19 protein-coding genes and 1 pseudogene are annotated in these 24969 nt (G+C 59.7%); 11 read left to right on the top strand and 9 right to left on the bottom strand.

Annotation, left to right across the window (positions count from 1 at the left end; genetic code table 11):
* The first annotated feature begins 3 nt into the window (after window positions 1–3).
* Entirely contained in the window at window positions 4–393 is a 390-nt protein-coding gene (locus tag BFL40_RS26955; protein ID WP_071486787.1) for a hypothetical protein, read from the top strand.
* Between the two features lies 1 nt (window position 394).
* Here BFL40_RS26955 and BFL40_RS26950 read toward each other — a convergent pair whose 3' ends face one another.
* Complete coding sequence (locus BFL40_RS26950) at window positions 395–994, bottom strand: NAD(P)H-dependent oxidoreductase (RefSeq protein ID WP_071486786.1); 600 nt, start codon at window positions 992–994, stop codon at window positions 395–397.
* Window positions 995–1063: 69 nt separating this feature from the next.
* On the opposite strand from BFL40_RS26950, the gene BFL40_RS26945 reads away from it, so the two are divergent.
* On the top strand, window positions 1064–1666 hold the full coding sequence (locus BFL40_RS26945; RefSeq protein ID WP_071486785.1) for a TetR/AcrR family transcriptional regulator: 603 nt from the start codon (window positions 1064–1066) through the stop codon (window positions 1664–1666).
* On the opposite strand, the gene BFL40_RS26940 is transcribed toward BFL40_RS26945, so the two are convergent.
* Both BFL40_RS26940 and BFL40_RS26935 read right to left on the bottom strand, forming a co-directional pair.
* Window positions 1647–2327: a GNAT family N-acetyltransferase gene (locus tag BFL40_RS26940; RefSeq protein WP_071486784.1), complete on the bottom strand. Its 681-nt coding sequence runs from the start codon at window positions 2325–2327 to the stop codon at window positions 1647–1649. The two genes, BFL40_RS26945 and BFL40_RS26940, sit on opposite strands and share 20 nt — an antisense overlap.
* A gap of 55 nt (window positions 2328–2382) precedes the next feature.
* Window positions 2383–3267, bottom strand: coding sequence for a LysR family transcriptional regulator (locus BFL40_RS26935; RefSeq protein ID WP_071486783.1), 885 nt, complete (start codon window positions 3265–3267; stop codon window positions 2383–2385).
* 113 nt (window positions 3268–3380) lie between these two features.
* On the opposite strand from BFL40_RS26935, the gene BFL40_RS26930 reads away from it, so the two are divergent.
* The 5 genes from BFL40_RS26930 (at window position 3381) to BFL40_RS26910 (ending at window position 8978) form a co-directional block, all read left to right on the top strand.
* A complete protein-coding gene (locus tag BFL40_RS26930) occupies window positions 3381–4595 on the top strand; it encodes an MFS transporter (RefSeq protein ID WP_071486782.1) in 1215 nt (404 codons plus the stop codon).
* A 46-nt stretch (window positions 4596–4641) separates the two neighbouring features.
* Window positions 4642–5352: a FadR/GntR family transcriptional regulator gene (locus BFL40_RS26925; RefSeq protein WP_071486781.1), complete on the top strand. Its 711-nt coding sequence runs from the start codon at window positions 4642–4644 to the stop codon at window positions 5350–5352.
* 115 nt (window positions 5353–5467) lie between these two features.
* Window positions 5468–6661, top strand: a complete 1194-nt coding sequence (lhgD, locus tag BFL40_RS26920) for an L-2-hydroxyglutarate dehydrogenase (protein WP_071486780.1) — start codon at window positions 5468–5470, stop codon at window positions 6659–6661.
* A 58-nt stretch (window positions 6662–6719) separates the two neighbouring features.
* Window positions 6720–8045, top strand: coding sequence for an MFS transporter (locus tag BFL40_RS26915; RefSeq protein ID WP_071486779.1), 1326 nt, complete (start codon window positions 6720–6722; stop codon window positions 8043–8045).
* An 81-nt stretch (window positions 8046–8126) separates the two neighbouring features.
* Complete coding sequence (locus tag BFL40_RS26910) at window positions 8127–8978, top strand: CAP domain-containing protein (RefSeq protein WP_071486778.1); 852 nt, start codon at window positions 8127–8129, stop codon at window positions 8976–8978.
* A 48-nt stretch (window positions 8979–9026) separates the two neighbouring features.
* Here the strand turns inward: BFL40_RS26910 and BFL40_RS26905 are convergent, their stop codons facing one another.
* The 4 genes from BFL40_RS26905 to BFL40_RS26890 form a co-directional block, all read right to left on the bottom strand.
* Window positions 9027–10193, bottom strand: coding sequence for a GGDEF domain-containing protein (locus BFL40_RS26905; protein WP_071486777.1), 1167 nt, complete (start codon window positions 10191–10193; stop codon window positions 9027–9029).
* A gap of 51 nt (window positions 10194–10244) precedes the next feature.
* Window positions 10245–12482: a 1,4-alpha-glucan branching protein GlgB gene (glgB, locus tag BFL40_RS26900; protein WP_071486776.1), complete on the bottom strand. Its 2238-nt coding sequence runs from the start codon at window positions 12480–12482 to the stop codon at window positions 10245–10247.
* Window positions 12479–15826: a maltose alpha-D-glucosyltransferase gene (treS, locus tag BFL40_RS26895; protein WP_071486775.1), complete on the bottom strand. Its 3348-nt coding sequence runs from the start codon at window positions 15824–15826 to the stop codon at window positions 12479–12481. The genes glgB and treS overlap by 4 nt, the downstream gene beginning before the upstream one ends.
* A gap of 94 nt (window positions 15827–15920) precedes the next feature.
* The gene (locus tag BFL40_RS26890; RefSeq protein WP_071486774.1) at window positions 15921–17909 is read right to left on the bottom strand and encodes an alpha-1,4-glucan--maltose-1-phosphate maltosyltransferase; all 1989 of its coding nucleotides are present in this window, start codon (window positions 17907–17909) and stop codon (window positions 15921–15923) included.
* A 290-nt stretch (window positions 17910–18199) separates the two neighbouring features.
* Here BFL40_RS26890 and BFL40_RS34385 point away from each other — a divergent pair.
* The 4 genes and pseudogenes from BFL40_RS34385 to BFL40_RS26875 form a co-directional block, all read left to right on the top strand.
* Window positions 18200–18301 (top strand): annotated as a pseudogene (locus tag BFL40_RS34385) (DUF3203 family protein); the annotation flags it as partial.
* Window positions 18302–18485: 184 nt separating this feature from the next.
* Window positions 18486–19895, top strand: a complete 1410-nt coding sequence (gene ccoG / locus BFL40_RS26885) for a cytochrome c oxidase accessory protein CcoG (RefSeq protein ID WP_071486773.1) — start codon at window positions 18486–18488, stop codon at window positions 19893–19895.
* Window positions 19896–19940: 45 nt separating this feature from the next.
* A complete protein-coding gene (gene mapR, locus BFL40_RS26880; RefSeq protein WP_071486772.1) occupies window positions 19941–21350 on the top strand; it encodes a GntR family transcriptional regulator MpaR in 1410 nt (469 codons plus the stop codon).
* A gap of 253 nt (window positions 21351–21603) precedes the next feature.
* A complete protein-coding gene (locus BFL40_RS26875) occupies window positions 21604–21909 on the top strand; it encodes a hypothetical protein (RefSeq protein WP_235864759.1) in 306 nt (101 codons plus the stop codon).
* A gap of 12 nt (window positions 21910–21921) precedes the next feature.
* Here BFL40_RS26875 and BFL40_RS26870 read toward each other — a convergent pair whose 3' ends face one another.
* Complete coding sequence (locus BFL40_RS26870; RefSeq protein ID WP_071486771.1) at window positions 21922–22668, bottom strand: SDR family oxidoreductase; 747 nt, start codon at window positions 22666–22668, stop codon at window positions 21922–21924.
* Window positions 22669–22722: 54 nt separating this feature from the next.
* Complete coding sequence (locus tag BFL40_RS26865) at window positions 22723–24819, bottom strand: putative bifunctional diguanylate cyclase/phosphodiesterase (RefSeq protein WP_071486770.1); 2097 nt, start codon at window positions 24817–24819, stop codon at window positions 22723–22725.
* Between the last annotated feature and the right edge of the window lie 150 nt (window positions 24820–24969).

Below are 24969 nucleotides of genomic sequence, written 5' to 3'. Positions count from 1 at the left end.
CACATGACACTTCGCCAACCCTGCCCCCCCGGCGCTTGCGTCTGCGACCGCGAACAATTGATGCAAGCGCCCGGCGCCGACTTGCGCATCCTCAACCTGACGCGCCAGGAAGAAAAACGCCTGCTCGACCGCCTCGAAGACCTCAAGAACCTGCAAGACCTGGAGCGCATGCAAGCGTTGATGTACCAGCAATTGGGCATCCGCGTGCATATCGCCCCGGGCCATACCGAAGTCAAAAGCATGCGTGGGATTCAAATCACCATCGACGAACTGCCGGGTATGTGCCGCAAGACCCGACAGTCGATCCCGGCGGCGATTCGCCGAGGCATGGAAAAACGCCCGGAGATTGCCTACCGCCTGCTGGATGCCCACGACCTGTTTCGCGAAGGTTGAATTACCCCGCTACCGTCTCGCCTTGAAACAGGCCTTGCCCCACAGCGTTGGCCGTCTGCAAATGCGCCTGCGCAGTGCCGCTTTCCGACTCCAGCAGCAGCGCTGACGTCACCACTTTCGCCCCGCAGTAATCAAAGATCCCGTAGTCGATCTGCGTGCGCATGGCCTTGGCATAACCGTGGCGATCAAACGCACTTTCGTCCGCCGCACCAACAGCCAGCAGATGAACCTTCAAGTGCCGCAGTTTCTTCACCACCGGCATGTCCGGGCCGTAATCAATCGCCCAACCGTTGACGAAGACGCGATCGACCCAGCCTTTGAGCAACCCCGGCAGCGACCACCAGTAAATGGGGAATGCCAGCACCAAGGCATCGGCGCGGTCGATGCGGGCTTGTTCGGCGAGCACGTCGGCGGGAGGTTTCGCACGAACGCGGTGCACACGTTGGTCGGCGGCGGTGTAGCGCGGATCGAAGCCTTCGGCCGCAAGATCGGCGATTTCAAAGGTGTGGCCGCAAGACGTCAGCCCAGCGGCCACTTGCGCGGCCAGGCTGTGGGTGAGGGATTGCGGGTCGTGATGAGCAACAACGATCAGGGCGTGCATGACTTTGACTCCATTTGGGGTTACGCTGGGCTTAAGTTACCTTTGGTAAGTTACTTTTGGTATATAAGCATGTCAAGCAGTGAATCCCCTGCCCCTCGTCGTCGCTTGTCGCGTGAGGATCGTCTGCGTCAATTGCTGGATGTGGCCTGGCAACTGGTGCGCGAAGAAGGCACCGAAGCCCTGACCCTGGGCCGCCTGGCGGAGCAGGCGGGCGTTACCAAACCGGTGGTCTACGACCACTTCGTCACCCGCGCAGGCTTGCTGGCCGCGTTGTATGAGGATTTTGACGGACGACAGAATCAGGTCTTCGACGATGCCATCGAGGCCAGCAACGTAACCCTGGATGACCGGGCGTGGGTGATCGCTTCGTCGTATGTCGATTGCGTGCTGTTGCAGGGGCGGGAAATTCCGGGGGTTATAGCCGCACTGAGCGGCTCACCGGAACTGGAAACCCTCAAGCGCCAATATGAGGCAATCTTCCTCGACAAATGCCGCGACGCCCTGTCACCGTTTGCACCGGGAGGCAGTGTGTCCCAGGCCGGATTGCGGGCGATGCTCGGCGCTGCGGAAGCCTTGTCTCACGCGGCCGCCAGCGGCGAGATCAGCCGTGAAGAGGCGCAGCAGGAGTTACTGGCGACTATCCTGGCCATGGTCAGTCGCGGGCGGACGTGACAAACAGCTGAACCTTGCGTGTCAGTTGATCGAGATGCCGATCACGCTGCTTCTCTGCATCCACCATTGCGCGCTTGCCGTGTTTTTGCAGCAGATAGGTATGAATCTGCCGCACCTCCAGCGAGCTAAAAATAGCCGCCACGTCCAACACCCCCATCAGCCCGTCAGTACCGTGGTCGCGTGTGTTCATCAACACCTGCGTACCCCGTGCGCCACGTACTTGAAAACCCATGACCTCGAAGGCTGGCACCTTTTCCACGGCACAGGCCAACTCAGCGTGGGGATAGCGCGCCAGCACCTCCTGCATCATCCCGCGCGCCACACCCTGGCGCCTGGAACCCGCCTGCACCGCCATGAACGCGATACCACAGGCTTGAGGATCGTCCTTCACCGGCAAGCACAACAAAAAGCCGATGACTTTTTCAGGGTCTTGCTCTGCCGTGGCCACGATCAGCTCGACCGCTATGCCCTTCGACCCGCCCAACGCTTCCAGATAGAGGTGCACCTCAAAACCGATGGCGTATTGGTAGATGTTGTAGAGCAGGTTACTCGGCGGCAGCGCGACGCTGCTGATGTCGGTGAGGTTGTCCACCACCATCTGCAGGATCTGGCCATTGATGGGCTCGGGGCATGGTGTGGTGTAGCGGGTAAGGCTGAACATGCAAATTCCTGGGGCTTCGCGTCAAGACGCGGGGATTGTACCTGTTGCAGAGCGCTTATTGCCCGCACACCTCGCGCAAACAGCTGCGCAGCCAGCGGTGGGCCAGGTCGGCATCCAGGCGCGGGTGCCAAAGCATCGCTACGGTGAAGGTGGGTAGCGTGATCGGCAACGCGAAGCTGTGAAGACCGTCGCGCTGGTTGACCGTATAGCGCTCGGGCACGCTGGCGATCAGGTCGGTATCGCGGGCCAGGGCGATGGCGGTGGCAAAACCGGCGACGATCGTCGTGATTTGACGCGTGAGGCCTTGGGCTTGCAAGGCGTCGTCGACTTGGCCACGGTCCAGCCCGCGCCGTGATACGTAAACGTGCTGGCCTTCGGCAAAGCGTTCGGCGCTGACGTCTCCACGGCTCAGGGGGTGGCCACTGCGTACTACGCCAATCAAGCGATCGCGAAACAGCGCCTGGGTCAGTACCTCAGGGCTGGCGCCGGCGTCTACCACGCCAATTGCCATATCGACGCTGCCTTCGCGCAGCAACGCATAGTCCTTGTCGGTTTTGTCGACGAAGCGCAATCGCACACCCGGGGCCTCTTGGGCGATGCGCGCCAGCAACGCCGGGCCCAGGTTTTCGACAAACTCTTCGCTGGAGCGCAGCGTGAACGTGCGCACCACTTGACTCATGTCCAGGGATTGCGCGGGACGCAGCACCGCTTGGGCGTCCTGCACCAGGCGGCTGACCTGTTCGCGCAATGCCAATGCTCGCGGGGTGGGCACCAGGCCTCGACCGGCACGCACCAGCAACGGGTCGCCGGTGGTTTCACGCAAGCGCGCCAAAGCGCGACTCATGGCCGAAGGACTCAACCGCAGCCGTTTAGCCGCACCGGCAACGCTGCCTTCGGTGAGCAACACATCCAGGGTGATCAACAAGTTGAGATCGGGCATTCGTGCTCCTTATAAGGCGCTAGCTGCATGTATTACCTGCAATCCATGCGTCTTCCGCCATGTTAGGCGACGTCGTAGATTTGTGACAGCGGTGTTCATTCAAGGAATCTCCCATGCACACGTCCTCACGAAGCGGTCTCGTCAGTTTGTCCCTGTCCATGTTGCTGGCTTCGCTCGGCACCAGCATCGCCAATGTCGGGTTACCCGCCTTGGCACACGTATTCAATGCGTCCTTTCATGCCGTGCAGTGGGTCGTGTTGGCTTATTTGCTGGCGATTACCGCAGTGATTGTCGGGGCCGGAAGCCTGGGTGATCGCTTGGGGCGCCGTCGTTTACTGCTCGCCGGGTTGCTGCTGTTCGCCGTGGCGTGCGGACTGTGCGGCGCCGCGCCCTCACTGCAATGGCTGGTTGCCGCACGCACTCTGCAAGGCCTGGGCGCGGCGGTCATGATGGCGATGACGTTGGGAATGGTCGGCGATACGGTGACCAAGGAGCGTACCGGCCGCGTGATGGGTTTGCTCGGCACGATGTCGGCGGTCGGCACCGCCATGGGCCCCAGCATCGGCGGCATACTGCTCAGCCTGTGGGGCTGGCGCGCGTTGTTTCTGGTGGGTGTACCGCTGGGTTTATTGGCCGCCGCCCTCGCCGCCCGCTATTTGCCGGTTGATCGGCGGGCCAACACCCTCCCCTCGGGCGATGCATTCTGGTTACCGCTGAAAGACCCGGCGTTGCGCGCAGGATTGGCGATGAGTGCGTTGGTGTCGGCGGTGATCATGACCACCTTCGTGGTCGGGCCGTTCTATCTTTCCCGTGGCCTGGAGCTCGATCCCGCCCGGATGGGCCTGGTCATGGCCGTCGGCCCCTGTATCTCGGCGCTGACCGGCATACTGGCCGGGCGTCTGACCGACCGCCTGGGCAGCCACCGCATGACCCTCACGGGGCTGGGCATCATGGCCCTCGGCGCCCTGTCGCTGTCACTGGCCTGGGGACTGTTCGCCTACCTGGCCTCACTGGTGATCCTTACCGCGGGCTATAGCCAGTTCCAGGCCGCGAACAACACCGCCGTGATGAGCGATGTCGAGGCATCGCGACGGGGGACAGTCTCGGGCCTGTTGAACCTGTCGCGCAACCTGGGGCTGATTTTCGGTGCCTCGGCCTTGGGGGCGGTGTTCGCCTGGGCCTGCCCCGACGCGCCCCACGCCAGTGCGCAATCAGTGGCGGATGGCCTGCACCTGACCTTTGCCGTGGCGACCAGCCTGGTCCTGCTGGCGGGTGCAATCGCCTGGCGCCACCCACGGGTTGGCGCGACACAAATATTGACAAGGTAAAATCGTAACGACTATTGTCTGACAACCTGATTACCAAGGCTGTCCCATGCTTGAGCTCCAGCGCCCCGATTCGCTCGTCGTACGGGTTGTCAGCGCCATTCGCGCAGAAATCGATTCCGGCCAACTGCCGCCTGAGTCGCGCATGCCCACCGAACAGCAACTGGCCGAACAACTCAACGTCAGCCGTTCCGTGGTACGCGAAGCGATCGCCCAGCTCAAGGCCGATGGTGTCATTACTGCCCGCCGTGGCCTGGGCTCGTTCATTTCGCAGACGCCCGCCGGCACGGTGTTCCGTTTTCCGCAGCAGAACGGCGACCGTCCAGACCTGGCGCAGATGTTCGAAGTGCGCCTGTGGATCGAAACCCAGGCTGCCTCGATTGCCGCCCGGCGCCGTGACGCCGCTGACCTTGCGCGCATGAAAAGCGCGTTACAGGCCATGCAGGACAACCGCGACAACTTCGAAGCCGCCGCATTGGCCGACGTGGAATTCCACCGGGCCATCGCCGACGCCAGTAAAAATGACTACTTCGTGGCCTTCCATGACTTCCTCAGGAGCCAGTTGGCCAGCGCACGCAAAACCGCCTGGGAAAACTCGGCATCACGTTTTGTCACCGGCTCCGCCGATGCGACCCAGGAACACCAACTGCTTTACCAGGCCATCGCTGATGGTGATGCCCAACGTGCCGCCGCGAGTGCCGAGGCACACCTGCGCGCTGCCGCGCGGCGCCTGCTGCTGGAATTACCCGCGACGAACTGATCCGCCCCACCCCTTATATAAAGCGTGTCTGCGGACACGCCGTTTTTTTAACAAAAACATTAGTCTGACAACCTGATAAGCAGACCAAAATGTGTAACGGTAGGTACTTCACGCAATGATTCACGACTTTTGCATTATCGGTGGCGGCATCATCGGCCTGGCCACCGCGATGGAGTTGCTCAAGCGCAAACCGGGCGCTTCGGTGGTGATCCTGGAAAAAGAGCCGGTGTTGGCCAAACACCAAACCGGTCACAACAGCGGCGTTATCCACGCCGGCATCTACTACGCGCCGGGCAGCCTCAAGGCTGATCTGTGCAAGCGCGGCGCCGAAGCCACCAAGCAGTTCTGCACCGAGCACGGCATCAAGTTCGAGGTGTGCGGCAAAATGCTGGTGGCCTCAAGCCCCCTGGAGATGCAGCGGATGGAAGCGTTGTACGCCCGCGCCCAGCTCAACGGCATGCAGGTCGAGCGCCTGGACGCCGATCAGTTGCGCCAGCGTGAGCCGAACATCATCGGCCTGGGCGCACTGTTTCTCGACGCCACCGGCATCGTCGATTACCGCCAGGTGTGTGAAACCATGGCCCAGGTGATCCGCCGCAGCGGGGGTGAAATCTGCCTGGAACGCACCGTCACCGCGATTCACGAAGACACCGACAAAATCACCGTCAGCACCCGTGGCGAAACCTGGCAGGCGCGGCACCTGGTGGTCTGCGCCGGCTTGCAGTCAGATCGGTTGGCGACCTTGGCCGGGGTCAAAATCGACCACCAGATCATCCCGTTTCGCGGCGAATACTTCCGCCTGCCGGCGGCGAAAAACACCATCGTCAACCACCTGATCTACCCGATTCCCGATCCGGAGTTGCCGTTTCTCGGCGTGCACCTGACCCGTATGATCGATGGCAGCGTGACTGTCGGCCCAAATGCCGTGCTGGGCCTGGGCCGCGAGAACTACCGCAAGTTCTCGGTGAACTGGCGCGACGTGGCGCAGTACGCCCGCTTCCCCGGTTTCTGGAAAACCATCTGGCAAAACCTCGGCTCGGGCACCACCGAGATGAAGAATTCGCTGTTCAAGTCCGGCTATCTGGAGCAATGCCGCAAATATTGCCCGTCGCTGACCCTCGACGATCTGCTGCCCTACGAAGCCGGTATCCGCGCCCAGGCGGTGATGCGCGACGGCAGCCTGGTCCACGATTTCCTGTTCGCTCAGACCCCGCGAATGCTCCACGTGTGCAACGCGCCCTCTCCGGCTGCCACGTCAGCCATGCCCATCGGCGCGATGATCGCCGACCGCCTGTTCAACCCCCAGTAACACCCGGCAATACGCGTCCATTTGACAATAACTATAAAGACTCAGAAGGAAGTACAGCATGACGGCACCCGCCTCTATCCCCACCACAGAAACGCCCGAGCAAACCCGCAAGCGCCTGCGCAAGGTCGCTGCCGCGACCATCTTTGGCTCGATGCTGGAGTGGTACGACTTTTACCTGTACGCCACCATGGCCGCCATTGTGTTCTCGAAGATCTTCTTCGATAACAGCGACCCGAAGACCGCCTCGCTGATGGCCTTCTCCACCTTTGCCATCGGGTTTATCGCCCGCCCGTTCGGCGGCATTCTGTTTGGCTACCTGGGCGACAAATTCGGCCGCAAGCAAGTACTGGTGCTGACCTTCTGCCTGATGGGCGTGTGCACCACATTGATCGGCCTGATCCCCAGCTATGCCTCCATCGGCATCTGGGCGCCAATCGTGCTGGTGTTTATCCGCATCATCCAGGGCCTGGGCGCCGGTGCCGAGTTGTCAGGGGCGGCGGTGACGTCCTATGAGCATGCTTCCCAGAACAAACGTGGCAGCCAGGGCGCATGGCCGGCGCTGGGCCTGAACCTGGGCCTGTTGTTGTCCTCGCTTACCGTGTACCTGCTCACCATTAACGGCAACGAGTTCCTGCTGGCCGGTGGCTGGCGCATTCCCTTCGTGTGCAGCATTGTGCTTGTAGGGGTCGGCCTGTGGGTGCGCAACAGCATTCCGGAAACCCCGCAGTTCAAGGAGCTGAGCAAGGAAGCCGCCAAAGCCCAGGCTTCACCGCTTAAAGCCTTGTTCAAGAACGACCTGAAGGGCCTGGCCGTGGTGTTCTTTGTAGCCATTGGCTATAACGCCCTGAGCTACATCTTCAAGACCTTCTCCCTGGCTTACCTGACCCAGTTCAAAGGCGTCGATGTACACGTCACCTCACTATCGGTGACCATCGCCAGCCTGATTGCCATCGTCGCCGTGCCCTGCTTCGGCTGGCTGTGCGACCAGTGGAGCAGCAAGACCGTGCTGATGCTTGGCGGGGTGTTTTCATTACTGTTCGCCTACCCATTCCTGGCCCTGCTCAACAGTGGCGAAAGCCTGATGATCTACATCGCCATCGGAGTAGGCACCGGCATCCTCGCCCCCATGATGTTTGCACCGCAGGGCTCGTTCCTCAGCCGCCAGTTCCCCACCCAGACCCGCTCTTCGGGCTTCGGCACCGGACGTGAAATCGGCACTGCCATCGCCGGTGGCCTGGCGCCGTTGGGTGCGTTGTCAATGGTGGCGGCATCGGCCACCCACTCCACCGACGGCGTGGTGATCATCCTCGCCATTTCTGCCTTGCTGGTGGTGGTGTTCGCCTTGTGCGACCAGGGTCGTAAACACTCTGCATTCAAGAACTGAGGGAAAAAGTTCGGATCAATGGGTGCATGGATGCACCCGGATCGCGCATCATGGGCACTTTCAAGCTCAAGGATAACCTCCATGCGCGTGCTGTCATTGATGATGGGTCTTACGACGCTGGCCGCCAGTCTGGCGTTCTGCGCCAGCGCGATGGCGAATGATGAAAGTCAGTTGGTGCAACAGATTAATCAATACCGCAGCCAGGTACAGCGCTGCGGTAACCAGGGCTCCCAGGAATTGCCACCGCTGGCCAGCGACACGCGACTGGTGCTGCCGGCCTCGAATGTCGGTGATTTGCAGCAGGCGCTGGCGCGGGCCGCGTACCCGATGGTCAACGTGCAGGCTATCAGCCTGTCGGGCCCCAAGGATGCACAGGCGGCCATGAAGGCCGTGCGCGAAAGTTTTTGTCGCGTGGTGCTCGATCCGCAATTTGTCGACATCGGCGTAAGCAACAGCGGCCAGGACTGGCGCATCGTGCTGGCCCGCCCGCTGCTCTCCAGTGGTCTGGGCGATTGGCAGACCGAAGGCAAACAAGTGCTGAACCTGATCAACGCCGCCCGTGGTCAGTCGCGCCAATGTGGTACCCAAGCGTTTAGCGCGACCACTCCCCTGTCCTGGAACGACGATTTGGCCGGTGCCGCCAACAGCCACACGCGCAATATGGCCAACGGCAACTTCTTCGACCACCTCGATCACGATGGCCGTACCCCCGGCGATCGCGCCGAACTGGCCGGGTATATCGCAAAGAACATCGGCGAAAACATCGCCGCTGGCCTCGACACCCCGCGCAAAGTGGTGGACGGCTGGCTCGCCAGTCCCGGCCATTGCGCCAACTTGATGAACCCACAATTTCGCGAATTGGGCGCGGCCTATGCGATGGACCCAAAGAGTGATGCGGGGATTTACTGGACGGCGGTTTTGGGTTCGCAGTAAGTACCAGACCTACCGGTGGCTACAAGGGGTCGAGCGCCTGAGCAAACCCTACTCAGCCACCACCACTTGATTACGCCCCATGGCCTTGGCGCGATACAGCGCCTTATCGGCAGTGTTCATCAGGCTGTGCAGGTCCTGATCGACGCTGCGGGTGGCAGCAACGCCAAGGCTGGCGGTCAAGCCCTGCACCGGTTCGGAGACCAGGCCGGAAATCGCCTTGATCAATTGCTCAGCGATGTCTCGCCCGGTTTCCAGCGACGTGTTGGGCAGCAACACCGCAAACTCCTCACCGCCGAGCCGACCAAAAACATCGGCCTGGCGAAACGAAGCGCTGATCACCCCACCAATCTGACGCAACACCTGGTCACCGGCCTGGTGGCCATAGGTGTCGTTGATTCGCTTGAAATGATCCATGTCCATCATCAGCGCGCACAGCGGTTGCCGGTCGTGGCGGCACTGCGTATACAGCTGTTGGGCATGTTCGAAAAACGCACGACGATTCATCAGCCCGGTGAGTTCGTCGGTCTGGGCGGCGTGCGCGGAAATAGTGTGGGCACGCTCCATTTGCCGGGTCAGGCGAAAGGCTGTTTCCAGGGCGTCGGACAACTTGCGCGTGGCGCTGATCACAAAGGTCGAGAACACCAGCACAGCAACAGCCACGCCCACTTGCATCGGTGAGGGCTGAAACAGCAACCACAGCGTACACGGCAATAGCACTAGGCCCATGGAGCCCAGCGTCATATAGCGATAGGCCGAATAACAGGAGACTGCGCTGACCGACATACCCACGGTAAACAGCATGACCAACACCTGGGACACTCGATCGTCGGTGGGCATCACGGCCAACGCGCCGATCCCCCAGATACCGGCAGACAGCATCAACGTGACCCAATAGCGGCGCTCCCAGCGCTCGGGGGTGCGCTCGCTGCCAGGGCAGCGAAACCAGTCCATGAACATTTTGAGCCGCAACAGGGACGACATTCCCAACACTATCAGCCAAACCAGCATGATCGTGTGATCAAAGCGGTCCCAGCACAGCCAACACAACATGGCGGCGCCTAGATAACTGCCGAAAATGGCGGCGAACGATTGGCGAAACAACTGGTGCAAACGGTCTGTTCGCACCTGCTCTTCGATATAGCTATCCTGATCCTGCCCATGTCCAAGGCCGTTCATGAAATCCGCCTGCTTCGACTGCCACGACAAAGGCGCCATTGTGGCACCCTGCCAGTATCACGGACAACTGAATCCAGCACGGTAGAGCCTTTAAAGCGGTTCCGGCCGCAGAATCAGCACACCCAGTGGCGGCAGATTCAACGACAGCGACACCGGCTGCCCATGGCTAGGTTCATCCCTACTGAATACCTCTCCACCATTACCGTAGTTGGAGCCGGCGTAAGTGCCGGCATCACTGTTAATTACCTCGCTCCAACGCCCGGCAAATGGTACGCCGACGGAGTAGGCCTCACGGGGCACCGGGGTGAAGTTGGCCACCACCAGCACCGGCCTGCCGTCCTTGCTCCAGCGCAACCAAGCGTAGACGCTGTTGATCGCGTCGTCGCCAATCAACCACTGGAAACCTTGGGGCGCATCATCCTGTTCATACAGCGCCGGTTCCTCACGGTATAGGCGGTTCAGGTCGCCGACCAGCTTCTGGACGCCCCGGTGCTCAGGGTATTGCAGCAGGTACCAGTCCAGTTGTTGATCGTGGTTCCACTCGCGCCACTGACCGAATTCACACCCCATAAACAGCAGCTTTTTACCCGGATGCATCCACATGAAGCTCAAGTAAGCCCGTAGGTTGGCGAACTTTTGCCAGCGATCGCCGGGCATCTTGTCGATCAACGAGTGTTTGCCGTGTACCACTTCATCGTGGGAGATCGGCAGGATAAAACGCTCGGACCAGGCATACACCAAGCCGAAACTCAGCTCGTTGTGATGATGGGCGCGGTACACCGGGTCTTGCTGGATGTAATGCAGGGAGTCGTGCATCCAGCCCATGTTCCATTTGTAATTAAAGCCCAAGCCACCTTGCTGGGTACTCTGGCTGACGCCGGGCCAGGCAGTGGATTCCTCAGCAATCACCAATGCGCCCGGCGCTTCCAGCGCAACCACGTCGTTCAAATGACGCAGGAAATCGATGGCTTCCAGGTTCTCCCGGCCGCCATGGCGGTTGGGTACCCACTCGCCGGCCTTGCGCGAGTAATCGCGATACAACATCGACGCCACGGCATCCACCCGCAGGCCATCGACATGGAAGTGTTTGAGCCAATGCAACGCCGAGGCCAGCATAAAACCGTGAACTTCAGTGCGGCCCAGGTTGTAGATCAGCGTGTCCCAATCCTGGTGAAAGCCTTCCAGCGGGTTGGCGTATTCGTACAGCGCAGTCCCATCGAATTGCGCCAGGCCGTGGGTATCCGTGGGGAAATGCGCCGGCACCCAGTCGAGGATCACGCCGATGTTGGCCTGATGCAGGGCATTGACGAAAAACCCGAAATCGTCCGGCGAGCCAAATCGCGCCGTCGGTGCGAACTGCGACAACGCCTGATAACCCCAGGAGCCACCGAACGGGTGCTCCATGATTGGCATCAGCTCAATATGCGTGAAGCCCAATTGCTGCACATACGGAATCAAGCGTTCCGCCAGTTCGCGCCAGCCGTATTGGCGGGACACTTCACCAGCCTCGTCCAATTCACACTGCCAGGAGCCCACATGCAGTTCATAGATCGACAGCGGCGCCGTGGTCTTCTGCCGCTCGCTACGCGATTGCATCCACTCATGGTCCTGCCAGTCCACCTGCAACGGCGCGGCAACTTTGGAGGCAGTGTCGGGTGGCAACTGGGTGGCGAGTGCCATCGGGTCGGACTTGAGCGGCAGAATCCCATGGGTACCGAGAATTTCATACTTGTAGGCCGCACCGGCTTGCAGGCGTGGGATAAAGATCTCCCACACGCCCGACGGGTGCCGCAGACGCATCGGGTGGCGGCGACCGTCCCAGATATTGAAGTCACCCACCACCGACACACGCCGGGCATTCGGCGCCCATACGGCAAAGCGCACCCCCTGCACCCCATCGACGCTGGTCACTTGGGCACCAAGGCAACTGCTGAGATCACGGTGATTGCCTTCGGCAAACAGGTACAGGTCCATTTCACCGAGGAGTAATTGGCTGAAACTGTAGGGATCTTCGGTGATCTGCTCGCCACCGGCCCACTGGATTTTCAGCAGGTAACCCTGGCGTGTATTGAAATGCCCGACAAACAAGCCCGGTACCTGGGTTGCATCGAGGCTGCCGATCTGCTCACCGCTGTCGCGAGCCACTACCTGAACGCTCAAGGCTTCCGGCAAAAACGCACGGATAAACTGGCCGTCGTGCTCATCCTCATGCGGCCCGAGAATCGAGAACGGGTCATGGTGTTCGGCGCGTACCAACGCTTCAACGTCCTTGGACGCAGGCATGGCAGTCAACTTCGTTTGCAGCGGTTCTTTATGTGTAAAGCTCATGACGTCTCCCCACCGCGTGCAGTTTTCGATACAGGTATGAACCCTCTGAGCAGACCGTGCAACCCTTGCAACGGCACGGGCAACCAGGTCGGGCGATTTTCCGCTTCGTAGGCCACTTCGTACGCGGCCTTCTCCAGGCTGAACAACGTCAGCGCTGCGGCCTGGCCTTTGGCATCCTGCCAGTCATGCGCCAGTGTAGACGCAGCCTGATGATAAGCCTGGATAAATGCCTCGCGCGCCTCAATCAGATAGCGGTCCGTCACGCGCTTACGGGCGACGTCCACTGCGGGCGAGTGATCCACCCCTTGCACATTCAGGGCCATGGCCGCTGCGTAATCAAACGAGCGCAGTACACCACTCACATCTTTATAGGGGCTGTGCTTGCCACGACGCTCATGCAGTGAGCGCGCGGGCTCACCTTCAAAGTCGATCAGGTAGGCATCGCCCTTCACCACCAGCACCTGGCCCAGGTGCAAGTCACCGTGGACACGAATCCGCAACCCGCCCGCCGTGGCTTTCGCCAGAGACTGGACATGACTGCCGATGGCTTTTTTGTGTGCCAGCAACTCACTGACCAACGCTCGATCCGCCGCGTCCAGTTGCGCTTGATGAAGTTCCAATAACTGCAAAGCGCGGTCGATTTGTGCGCTGACGTCCTTGGCCCACACCTGGGTGTCCTTAACGCTGGTGACTTCGGGTTTGAAATTTTTATCAGTGGTTTTTGCCGCGAGTACAACGTGCATTTCCCCCAGACGCTGGCCCAGCAACTCGGCAAAGTCTTTCAACTCGCCAAGGGCATTGTAATGCTGTTCCTGGTCGGACATGGCTTGCGCCAGTTCGTCGCGTATGGCTCGCTCCAGGCTGTTTTGGGTCCAGCCCCAGGCATCGCCTTGATTGCTCAAGTAGCCTTGGGCAATCATCAACAGATTGTCCTGCCCTTGCCCATCGCGGCGGATCACCGAACCCAGCAACGGCGAGATGTTTGGATACCCGGCTTGGGTCAGGTAGGCGCTCATTTCCAGCTCCGGGTGCACGCCGGTGCTGACTTTACGAATCAGCTTGAGTACCAGGCTTTCGCCCACCACCACCGAGCTATTGGACTGTTCGGTCGCCAGGTAGCGCACGTGCGATTCATCCGTCAGTTGCAGCGTGTCCAGGTGCGGTGTGGCCTCAAAACGTAGATCACCTTCAGTGGCATTCAGCACCGTACCCGCCTGCAGGCCCTGGATCACCGCGCGGATGAAATGCTCGAGGCTGAAAGCATCAGTGACCAACCCAACCTGGCGCACTCGGCGTACACGGGCCAATGCCAATTGCTGCGGTAACGCGCTGGTGAACTGGTCTTCCCCAAGGAAACCAAACGGCAGTTGGTAACGGTTGACCTGGCCACCGCGGGTCACATCGATTTCGCTGAGCAGCACAGGGTGTTGCGGGTCGCCAAAACGTACGCCGTAAACGATATGCACACTGTCGATCGCCGTGTCCTTGCCGGCAAACCAACGCCGCTTGGGCAGCCAGGCCGGCAGCGAGGTTTGCTCCAACGTGGTGCGGCACGGTTCTTCGAGCAACTCTTCCATGCGTTTTTTCAACACCAGGGTGGTGAAGTCCGGAATGCTTTGCGCGGGTTCCACATGCCAACTGGGCATTTGATTTTCCGCCGCCAGCACGAACCAGTAGAAACCGTACGGCGCCAGGGTCAGCAGGAAATTCAACTGACCAATCGGCGGGAAGGCATTCCCGCCCAGCATCTCTACCGGAACCATTCCAGCGAAGGCTGACAAGTCCAGCTCTGCGGCCTGGGCACTGCGCGACACGTTGGCCACGCACAGAATGATTTCAGTGCGCCCATCTTCCCCGGTGTACTCCCGGGTATACGCCAGAATGCGCCGGTTGCTCGGCGAGAGCATTTTCAAGCTGCCCCGGCCAAAGGCCTTGGACTGCTTGCGCACCGCCAACATGCGCCGGGTCCAGTTCAGCAGCGAATGTGGGTCCTGGGCCTGGGTCTCGACATTCACCGACTGGTAGCCATACAGCGGATCCATGATCGGCGGCAATACCAGGCTGGCCGGGTCGGCGCGGGAGAAGCCACCGTTACGGTCGATGGACCACTGCATTGGCGTGCGCACACCGTCACGGTCGCCGAGGTAGATATTGTCGCCCATGCCGATTTCATCACCGTAATACAGGGTCGGTGTGCCTGGCATCGACAGCAACAGGCTGTTGAGCAACTCGACGCGGCGGCGGTCACGCTCCATCAACGGCGCCAGGCGCCGACGAATACCCAGGTTGATCCGGGCGCGACGGTCTGCGGCGTAGTAGTTCCACAAATAGTCGCGCTCTTTGTCGGTGACCATTTCCAGGGTTAATTCATCGTGGTTACGCAGGAAGATCGCCCATTGGCAATTGGCGGGGATCTCCGGGGTCTGGCGTAAAATATCGGTGATGGGGAAGCGATCTTCCTGGGCCAGGGCCATGTACATGCGCGGCATCAGCGGGAAGTGAAACGCCATATGGCATTCATCGCCGTCATCGCCCTTCTTGTCACCGAAATACAGCTGTGTGTCTTCGGGCCATTGGTTGGCTTCGGCCAGCAGCATGCGGTCAGGATAATGCGCGTCGATCTCGGCGCGGATCTGCTTGAGGACGTCGTGGGTTTCGGGAAGGTTTTCGTTGTTGGTGCCGTCGCGCTCGATCAGGTAGGGGATGGCATCCAGGCGCAAGCCATCGATGCCCATGTCCAGCCAGTAGCGCATCACCGACAACACGGCCTTCATGACTTGCGGGTTATCGAAATTGAGGTCCGGCTGATGGGAGTAGAAGCGGTGCCAGAAGTACTGGCCGGCGACCGGGTCCCAGGTCCAGTTGGACTTCTCGGTGTCGAGGAAAATGATGCGGGTGCCGTCGTACTTCTGGTCGTCATCGGACCACACATAGAAATCCCGTGCCGCCGAGCCGGGCTTGGCCTTGCGTGCGCGCTGGAACCAGGGATGCTGGTCAGAGGTGTGGTTGATCACCAGCTCAGTAATGACTCTCAGGCCACGCTTGTGAGCCTCGGCGATAAAGCGCTTGGCGTCGCCCATCGTGCCGTAGTCGCTATGCACGCCACGGTATTCGGCGATGTCGTAGCCATCGTCGCGACGTGGCGAGGGGTAAAACGGCAGCAACCAGATGGTATTCACACCAAGGTCAGCGATGTAGTCGAGCTTGGCGATCAGCCCGGGAAAGTCGCCGATGCCGTCGTTGTTGGAGTCGAAATAGGATTTGACGTGAACTTGATAGATCACCGCGTCCTTGTACCAGAGCGGGTCTTTGATGAAGGTGGCAGTGTTGGGTTTCTTCGCCATTGGAAACTCCTGAAAATTCTGAAAAAACCGCCTGGATGAGCGCAGTTAATGTGGGAGCGGGCTTGCCTGCTCCCACAGTTGATCTTCACCAGTCTCAGGAAGTGGTGATCCGCCAGATCCCGAATGGGGTATGCGGCTCGAGCCTCATCCATTGGGTCTTGCCATACCAGGTCCAGCGATGACCATTCATCAAGTCTTCACCCTGGGTCTGGGCATCGTCCGGCAGCCCCAACTCCCACAGTGGCAATTCGAAATGGGCCTCCTGGGCATTGAAGGGGTCGAGATTGACGGCAACGAGAATGAAATTGCGGCCATCTCCACTGCGCTTGCCGAAGTACAGGATGTTGTCGTTCCAAACGTTGTAGAGCTTCAAGCCCAGGTGCGTGTGCAACGCCGGGTTCTGCCGGCGAATGCGGTTGAGCTGGGCAATCTCGGCAATGATGTTGCCGGGTGCCGTGAAATCCCGCGGACGGATCTCATATTTCTCCGAGTCCAGGTACTCCTCCTTGCCCGGCACCGGTGCGGCTTCGCACAGTTCGAAACCCGAATACATACCCCACAGACCCGAGCCCATGCTGGCCAGCACCGCGCGGATCAGAAACCCTGGACGCCCTGATTCATGCAGGAAAGGTGGGTTGATATCCGGCGTGTTAACGAAGAAGTTCGGCCGAAAGCACTCGCGCCACGGTGACTCGTTCAACTGCGTGAAGTAGTCGCTCAGCTCAGCCTTGGTATTGCGCCAGGTGAAATAGGTGTAGCTCTGGGAATAACCGACTTTACCCAGGCGCGCCATCATTGCCGGGGTGGTGAACGCTTCAGCGAGGAAGATCACCTCAGGGTGCTTGGAGCGCACATCGCTGATCAGCCATTGCCAGAACGGCAGCGGCTTGGTGTGGGGGTTGTCGACGCGAAAAGTCTTCACGCCCTCTTCCACCCAGCCCAGCACAATGTCGCGCAATTCGGTCCACAGGCTGGGAATCGCGTCGGCAGCGTAGAAGTCGACGTTAACGATGTCCTGGTATTTTTTCGGCGGGTTTTCCGCGTATTTGATCGTGCCGTCCGGGCGCCAGTTAAACCAGCCCGGGTGTTGTTTGAGCCACGGGTGGTCCTGGGAACACTGGATGGCAAAATCCAGGGCGATCTCCAAACCATGGTCGGCCGCGGCCTTGACCAGGCGGCGAAAGTCATCGCGAGTACCCAATTGCGGGTGGATGGCTTCATGACCGCCCTCCTCGCTGCCAATCGCGTACGGGCTGCCGGGGTCATCAGGGCCTGCGCTCAGGGAGTTGTTCTTACCCTTGCGATGGCTTCGGCCAATCGGGTGGATCGGCGGAAAATAGAGCACGTCGAACCCCATGTCATGGATCATCGACAGGCGCGAGTGCACGTCATTAAACGTGCCATGGCGCGCCGGATCATCGGTAATCGAGCGGGGAAACAGCTCATACCAACTGGCAAATAGCGCAGCTTCACGTTCAACCTCAATCGGGTAGACAGGGCTGAAGCTCAAGTAGGCGCGGTGGTCGGCCTGGGTCATCAGGTGTGCACTGTCTTCGTGCAGGAATTGCGCGACCTGCTCGGTTTCCAGCAGACCGGAAAGCTCGTGGTGCAACAGCATCAGGCGATCACGCAGTTCACTGTCACTGCGTTCGGCTGCCTGTAACACCAGACTGCGGCCTTCCTGCAATTCCAGACTGACCGGCACCCCCGCCTCGTGTTTCTTGCGCAACTCGTAACAAAAGCTGGCGAAGGTATCGATCCAGGCTTCGATGCAATATTCGTGGGGCCCTTGAGTGGTGACGGTAAACGCGCCTTCCCAGCCATTGTTACCCGCGTCGGCCATCACCACGCTGTGCCAGCTTTCATCCTGCAGCGGGCGCCAGCGGACCAGTACGGCGAGCGTGTCATGGCCGTCGGCGAATACCTTGCTGGTAACGTTGACCTGCTGCCCCACCACGGCTTTTACGGAAAATTCACCGCCGTCGATCACCGGCGTAGTGCTTTCGATAGCAATCCTGGGCAACAGCAGCGCCTGGGACAATGGCAATAAAGAGTCTTCTGGAGTCAGTGTTTCAGCAGTCATCGAGCATCTTCCCCCTACGCCCTGCGGACGCTCTTTGCTTGATCCGAATTCTGATACGGCAGCGCGCTCCCTGAGCCGAGTCATATTAGGTCCGAGCCTGCGCCTTCGCTAAAAGTTCAGGTGGATATACCGCCATTGAGCGGGGAACCAACGCCCCCCCCCGACGGATGCCCACCCGATAGAGCAAAGCACAAAGGAGGCCACACCGATGAATATCCCGATACCGGCTGAACCCGCTGGTAATTCTTTGACGCCAGGGTCGCGGCGATCAGCAGGCGAACGGTTATCTGGGTGAGCGGTTCTACATCACCGACACCGACACCTTGACTGCCGCAGACGCTGAAGACAGGCGTAAACATTTGAAAGCGACCGACAGTGATTCGGTGATTTGATTGATCTGTATCAGCACTGGCCCAATACCGCTGCATTCCGTGCGCCACGGGGTGCAGCACATTGCCGCAGGCCCACGCTAACCTCCCATCTGATCCGCTTTTTATCGCTCCAGCTGAGTCTGTTATGCAAACAGCGTGGCGCTCATAGTTCTTTGGCCTGATGGAGGCTGATGAGCGAACGACCATGAGCGAAAGAATCCCAACCGTGGAAACCTTTGAGCCCATACACCCAAAGAAGGTGAAGGCCAAATCCAGCGACAACCTGATCCACACCCGCAGCTTCACCGGTCTGTTCCGTACCTTGCGCCTGAGCGGTGCGGGATTTCTGTTCCTGGCCTTTTTCGGCACTGTGTGGCTGAACTGGGGCGGGCGACAAGCTGTGCTGTGGGATTTAGCTGAAAGCAAATTCCACATTTTTGGCGCGACCTTCTGGCCCCAAGACTTCATTTTGCTCTCGGCGTTACTCATCATCTGCGCCTTCGGCCTGTTTGCGATTACCGTATTTGCCGGCCGCGTGTGGTGTGGCTACACCTGCCCGCAAAGCTCGTTCACCTGGTTATTCATGTGGTGCGAAAAAATCACCGAAGGCGAACGCAACCAACGCATCAAACTGCAAGCGGCGCCGTGGAGCCTGAACAAACTGGCGCGACGCTCAGCCAAACATACCTTGTGGCTGGGCATCAGCGTGCTGACCGGGCTGACCTTTGTCGGCTACTTCACGCCTATTCGCCCACTGGCGACAGAACTGCTGACCTGGCAAATGGGCGGAGTGAGCCTGTTCTGGGTGTTGTTTTTTACCGGCGCCACCTACATCAACGCCGGCTGGCTACGGGAAGCGGTGTGCATGCACATGTGCCCGTATGCGCGGTTCCAAAGCGTGATGTTCGACAAGGACACGCTGACCATTTCCTACGACGTGGCGCGTGGCGAACAGCGGGGGCCGCGCAAACGTGAGGTCAAACCTGTCGACGTCGGTCTGGGTGATTGCATCGACTGTCAGCTATGCGTGCAAGTGTGCCCCACCGGGATCGATATCCGTGACGGCCTGCAAATGGAATGTATCGGCTGCGCAGCCTGTATCGACGCCTGCGATTCGATCATGGACAAGATGGGTTACGCCCGTGGCCTGGTGAGTTATACCTCAGAGCATCAACTGCAAGGCGGCAAAACCCACCTGCTCAGGCCACGGCTGATCGGCTACAGTGCTGTGCTGCTGGTGATGATCACGGCGTTGGTGGTGGCCTTGATCGAGCGACCGATGGTGTCGTTGGACGTGACCAAGGACCGCGGCATGTTCCGTGAAAACAGCCAAGGCTTGATCGAAAACATCTACAGCTTGAAAGTCATCAACAAAACCCAGCAGCGACAGGACTACCGCCTGGAACTGGTGGACGCCGACGGCTTCCAGTTGCAAGGCAAGACCGAGATCAGCCTGGCGCCAGGGGAAATCAGCGATGTGCCCGTGTCGGTGGCTTTGCTGGCGGACAAGCCCGTGAGCAGTTCACAGACATTGCGCTTTAAAGTGTCGGATATAGATGAACCCTGGATCTACAGCGCTGCCGATAGCCGCTTTGTGGCGCCGATGAATAGATAAGCTACTCAGATTGACTGGCTGTACTTTCTTTTTTTGTGGGCCCAAATGAAACGTTACGAAAAATTCGCCGATGACATCGCCGAACTGATCCGCTCCGGCGTCCTCGGGCCTGGTCAGCGGGTGCCCTCGGTACGCTATGCCAGCCAGACCTACGGCGTCAGCCCGTCCACCGTGTTTCAGGCGTACTACCTGCTGGAACGCCGTGGCCTGATTCGCGCGCGACCGCGCTCCGGCTACTTCGTCAACACCCATGCGCCGAGCCCGTTTTCCGAGCCGGTGGTGAGTGAACATGTACACGAGTCCACCGAAGTCGATGTAAGTGAGCTGGTGTTTTCAGTACTCGACTCCATCAAGGACCCAAACACCGTGCCCTTCGGCTCGGCCTTCCCCAGCCCGATGCTGTTTCCGTTGCCACGCCTGGCCCGCTCCCTGGCCAGCGCCAGCCGTGAAATGGACCCACGCCTGGTGGTCACCGACATGTCACCGGGGAACCCGCAACTGCGCCGACAAATCGCTTTGCGCTATATGGTCGGCGGCCTGATGCTGCCCATGGAAGAGCTGCTGATCACCAACGGTGCCCTGGAAGCCCTGAACCTGTGCCTGCAAGCTGTGACCGAACCGGGCGATCTGGTGGCCATTGAAGCCCCGGCATTTTACGCCTGCCTGCAAGTGCTGGAACGTTTGAAGCTCAAGGCGGTGGAAATCCCAGTACACCCACGCGATGGCATTGACCTGAACGCCTTGGCACAAAGCCTGGAGCGCTACCCGATCAAGGCCTGCTGGACCATGACCAGCTTCCAGAACCCCATGGGTGCCACGCTGCCGGAAGCCAAAAAACAGGCATTGGTGGAGCTGCTGCGTAGCCATCAGGTGCCGCTGATCGAAGACGATGTGTACGCCGAGTTGTACTACGGGCAGCAGGCGCCAAAACCGGCGAAAGCCTTCGACACCGAAGGGCTGGTAATGCATTGCGGGTCCTTTGCCAAGAGCCTGGCCCCGGGTTATCGCGTTGGCTGGGTGGCGGCCGGGCGGTTTGCGCAGAAGGTCGAGCGCTTGAAGCTGATGACCTCGTTGTGCCCCTCAATGCCCGCCCAGGCGGCGATTGCCGACTACCTGCAACACGGCGGCTATGACCGGCACTTGCGCAAATTGCGTTATGCGCTGGAAGAACAGCAAAGCGCCATGCTGGCTGCCATCGCCCGTTACTTTCCGGCACAGACGCGGGTCAGCCAGCCGGCTGGAGGGTATTTTTTGTGGCTGGAACTGCCGGAGCAAACCGACTCGCTGAAGTTGTTCCAGATGGCCTTGGCCCAAGGCATCAGCATCGCGCCTGGGCCGATTTTCTCGGCAACCCGGCGCTTCAGAAACTGTATTCGCTTGAACTATGGCAGCCCGTGGACCGAGGCGTCGGAGAAGGCGATGGAGACATTGGGGCGAATTGTCCGGTCGTTCTAAGCCGGAACCAACCTGAAGAAAGAACCACACAGTGGGACCCACTCCTCTCACATCGAAAGGGGTGCTTCCCTTAGTTCAACTTGCAGGTTTTCCCATGTGTATGTCTGTCACCTCCAACCTCATAAAGCTGCCCATCCCACCCCACTACATGCGCGCAGCCGAACAGGAACAAGTGCGCGAGATGACTGGCCCTACGGGTCGCCCAGCGATGGATCATCGCTCAGCAGAAAGAATCATCGAACAGAGCTCCGTAATGAGGCGCTTCCTGGAAGGCCGCGATCATTACGAAGTCGGTGATGAACTCAAGATGCAGGTCGGTGACTGGACTGATGCCAATCCAGACCCCAAGGCCCGTGCCGATGCGGCCTACCATCTGGATAAAGTACTGCGCTTTCTCGACAACGTGGACGATCGCACCCTCAACGGCAGCCATAGCCGCAATGGCTATATCGACGGTTTTTCCGACGACGGCTATGGCACCGTGGACAACTCGGAAGCCAGCCTGCTCAAGGCCTTTTCCCGCAAAGGATATGAGGTGCTGCGCCGTCTGCCGACTTGATGCTCTGGTACGTTAACGGCCGCCGCCCAAGTCCAGGAATGTGCCGGTGGTGTAGGAAGCCTTGTCCGACAGCAACCAGATAATCGCTTCCGCCACCTCATCCGGACGCCCGCCACGGGCCATGGGGATGCCGGACTCAAGTTTGCTGACCCGATCCGGGTCGCCACTCAGGGCGTGGAAGTCGGTAAAGATATAGCCCGGGCGCACCGCGTTGACGCGAATGCCCTCACCCGCCACCTCTTTCGACAAGCCAATCGTAAAAGTATCCAACGCGCCCTTGGAGGCCGCATAGTCGACGTATTCACCTGGCGAACCCAGGCGCGCCGCCACCGACGACACGTTGACGATACTGCCGCCCTGCCCACCATGCCGGGGTGACATACGCAGTAGCGCATGCTTGGCACACAGGATCGGGCCCAGCACATTGGTCTTCATGATTTTCAGGATGCGGAACTCAGACATTTCATCAACCCGCGACTTATGCCCAACAGTCCCCGCATTGTTGACCAGTGCCGTGACACGGCCCAACTCAGCGTCGACGCGACTGAACAGCGCGATCACCTCATCTTCGATGCTGACATCGGCACGCACCGCAATGGCTTGCGCGCCCAAGGCGCGAACCTGCTCCAGAACACGATGGGCAGCCACTTCATCGGATTGGAAATTGATGCAAATGCGATAGCCCTGACGAGCAGCCAGTAATGCCGTCTCGGCGCCAATTCCACGACTGCCCCCGGTGATGATGAGAACTTTGTCCATACGTGCAGTCTCCTGATTCAACCTGATATTTAGCGCTGGATCCAAGAATAGCCGTCACATGCGGTTTTTGTCAGGCGCTACCGCTTCTTCGGCGCGCTGAATATCGGCCATGAAGACGTCAGCCGGCAATGGATGCCCCAACAAGTAGCCTTGTAAGGAGTTACAACCCAAGCTTGTCAGGAAATTCTGCTGCATATTCGTCTCCACGCCTTCGGCGACGATCCGTAGCCCAAGGGCCTGGCCGAGGGCGACGATGGCTGAAACGATGGCGGCATCGTCGCTGTCATGCTCCAGGTCACGTACAAAACCACGGTCGATCTTCAGTTCATTGGCCGGCAAGCGCTTGAGGTACATCAGGCTGGAGTAACCGGTGCCAAAGTCATCAATAGACAGGTCGACGCCCATGTCCGACAGTTGCTGCAACACCGTCATACTCGCATCGGCATCGCTCATGGCGGTGGTCTCGGTGATTTCCAGGGTCAGGCTATTGGCCGGTAACTGGTGACGATCCAAGGCCGCAGCCACGCTTTTGACCAGCCCTGCGTGGCAGAACTGTAACGCCGACAAATTCACTGCAATGCGCCAGCCTTCATAACCCTGGGCATACCACAACCGCATCTGGCGACAAGCCTCGTCCAGCACCCACTCACCGATGGGAATAATCAGCCCGGTCTTTTCCGCCAACTCGATAAAGGTAGACGGCAACAATAAGCCCTGCTGCGGATGCTCCCAGCGCAGCAAGGCTTCGGCACCTACCGGGATACCACTGACCGCATCGAACTTTGGCTGGTAATACAGACAAAACTGCTGATGCTCGACAGCATTGCGCAAGTCCTGCAACAGCTGCAGTTGTTTTCGCGCGTTGGTGTTCATCGACACATCAAAGAAGCTGTAGCCGTTCTTGCCCATGCCCTTGGCGTGGTACATCGCGGCGTCGGCGTTCATCAACAGTTCCTGGGGGGTGCCGCCATTGCCTGGGAACATGGCAATGCCAATGCTCGCGGAAATTTTCAGCTCATGCTCGGCGACCGTGAACGCACGGTTGATCAGGCCGACCTGGCGATCGGCCAGGCCCATGGCATCGTCCGGCTGCGTCAATTGCACCAGCAACACAAATTCGTCACCGCCAATACGTGCCAAGGTGTCCTGGCTGCGCAGGTCCTCGCGCAGACGCAGGCCAACCTCACGCAACAACTGGTCACCCATATGATGGCCAAAGGCATCGTTGACCGGTTTGAAACCATCCAGGTCGATAAACATCAGGGCAAAACAACCGCCCTGCTCCTTTACTGTCTGTATCGCTTGTTGAATGCGATCGGCGAGCAAGGTGCGATTGGGCAGGCCGGTGAGCATGTCATGCAGGGCCAGATGGGTCAGCTCCTGGTTGGCCAGGGTCAGTGAGTCGGCCAGCACGGCAGTGCGCGCTTCCAGGCGAGCATCAAGCAATGAGGTCAACAACGCGATGGCCAACACGGCCAGCGAGGTCACCAGCACCAGGTTATCCAGGCCTTTGCCGCTCAAGCCTGTCAGTGCCGCACCACAGAAACTGTCATCGTCAAAACGCGCCGCGGCCATCCCGGTGTAGTGCATGCCGACGATAGCGATGCCCATCACCACCGCTGCCCCGCCACGCGCCAGGCGTACGTAAGGTGTGTTGCGGCGCAGGTTGAAGGCGATCCACAGGGCTGCGCCGGATGCCACGACCGCAATCAACAACGAGGCGCCAAACAAAGTAGGGTCGTAGTCGATCCCCGGGGTCATGCGCATCGCGGCCATGCCGGTGTAGTGCATGCTGCTGATGCCCGCGCCCATGATCAGCGCGCCAAACGCCAGTTGCCACGCCGGCAAGCGTGGCTGGCTGACCAGCCATAACGCAAAGCCGCTGGACAACACGGCGATCAGCAGCGACAACGCGGTAATGCCCAGGTCAAAGCCGAGGGCGAACGGCAGGCGCAACGCCAACATGCCGATAAAGTGCATGGACCACACGCCCACGCCCATCGCCAACGCCCCACCGGCTATCCACAAATAAACCGCACGGCCTTTGGTGGTCGCGATGCGGCCTGCCAGGTCCAGCGCGGTATAAGACGCCAGGATCGCGACGAACAGGGAGATCACGACCAGGGTGGGGGAATAACTACCGATAAGCATGGGACTTCTCAAAACCGACGGGCCTGAAAAGCCCGTACCAGGTGGCAAAGCGGGCGATTGTAGCGAGAATAATTATTGGACAGTTGATTAATTATCATAGGGCTGCTAGCAGCGTTTTGACGTCAATCTACTGGCTTTGGGGTGGGGGGG

Origin of the sequence: Pseudomonas costantinii (assembly GCF_001870435.1) — a bacterium.
In the GTDB taxonomy this organism is placed as follows: domain Bacteria; phylum Pseudomonadota; class Gammaproteobacteria; order Pseudomonadales; family Pseudomonadaceae; genus Aquipseudomonas; species Aquipseudomonas costantinii.
The sequence above is the reverse complement of the archived record's forward strand: the minus strand, read 5'-3'. Positions and strand labels throughout refer to the sequence as shown.

Coding starts and splice junctions, on each gene's coding strand:
- BFL40_RS26925 (WP_071486781.1), top strand. CDS start 4,642: ATGCTTGAGCTCCAGCGCCCCGATTCGCTCGTCGTACGGGTTGTCAGC.
- BFL40_RS26905 (WP_071486777.1), bottom strand. CDS start 10,193: ATGGCGCCTTTGTCGTGGCAGTCGAAGCAGGCGGATTTCATGAACGGC.
- BFL40_RS26915 (WP_071486779.1), top strand. CDS start 6,720: ATGACGGCACCCGCCTCTATCCCCACCACAGAAACGCCCGAGCAAACC.
- BFL40_RS26940 (WP_071486784.1), bottom strand. CDS start 2,327: ATGTTCAGCCTTACCCGCTACACCACACCATGCCCCGAGCCCATCAAT.
- ccoG (WP_071486773.1), top strand. CDS start 18,486: ATGAGCGAAAGAATCCCAACCGTGGAAACCTTTGAGCCCATACACCCA.
- BFL40_RS26890 (WP_071486774.1), bottom strand. CDS start 17,909: ATGACTGCTGAAACACTGACTCCAGAAGACTCTTTATTGCCATTGTCC.
- BFL40_RS26950 (WP_071486786.1), bottom strand. CDS start 994: ATGCACGCCCTGATCGTTGTTGCTCATCACGACCCGCAATCCCTCACC.
- lhgD (WP_071486780.1), top strand. CDS start 5,468: ATGATTCACGACTTTTGCATTATCGGTGGCGGCATCATCGGCCTGGCC.
- BFL40_RS26865 (WP_071486770.1), bottom strand. CDS start 24,819: ATGCTTATCGGTAGTTATTCCCCCACCCTGGTCGTGATCTCCCTGTTC.
- treS (WP_071486775.1), bottom strand. CDS start 15,826: ATGGCGAAGAAACCCAACACTGCCACCTTCATCAAAGACCCGCTCTGG.
- BFL40_RS26945 (WP_071486785.1), top strand. CDS start 1,064: ATGTCAAGCAGTGAATCCCCTGCCCCTCGTCGTCGCTTGTCGCGTGAG.
- BFL40_RS26930 (WP_071486782.1), top strand. CDS start 3,381: ATGCACACGTCCTCACGAAGCGGTCTCGTCAGTTTGTCCCTGTCCATG.
- BFL40_RS26955 (WP_071486787.1), top strand. CDS start 4: ATGACACTTCGCCAACCCTGCCCCCCCGGCGCTTGCGTCTGCGACCGC.
- BFL40_RS26870 (WP_071486771.1), bottom strand. CDS start 22,668: ATGGACAAAGTTCTCATCATCACCGGGGGCAGTCGTGGAATTGGCGCC.
- glgB (WP_071486776.1), bottom strand. CDS start 12,482: ATGAGCTTTACACATAAAGAACCGCTGCAAACGAAGTTGACTGCCATG.
- BFL40_RS26910 (WP_071486778.1), top strand. CDS start 8,127: ATGCGCGTGCTGTCATTGATGATGGGTCTTACGACGCTGGCCGCCAGT.
- mapR (WP_071486772.1), top strand. CDS start 19,941: ATGAAACGTTACGAAAAATTCGCCGATGACATCGCCGAACTGATCCGC.
- BFL40_RS26935 (WP_071486783.1), bottom strand. CDS start 3,267: ATGCCCGATCTCAACTTGTTGATCACCCTGGATGTGTTGCTCACCGAA.
- BFL40_RS26875 (WP_235864759.1), top strand. CDS start 21,604: ATGAGGCGCTTCCTGGAAGGCCGCGATCATTACGAAGTCGGTGATGAA.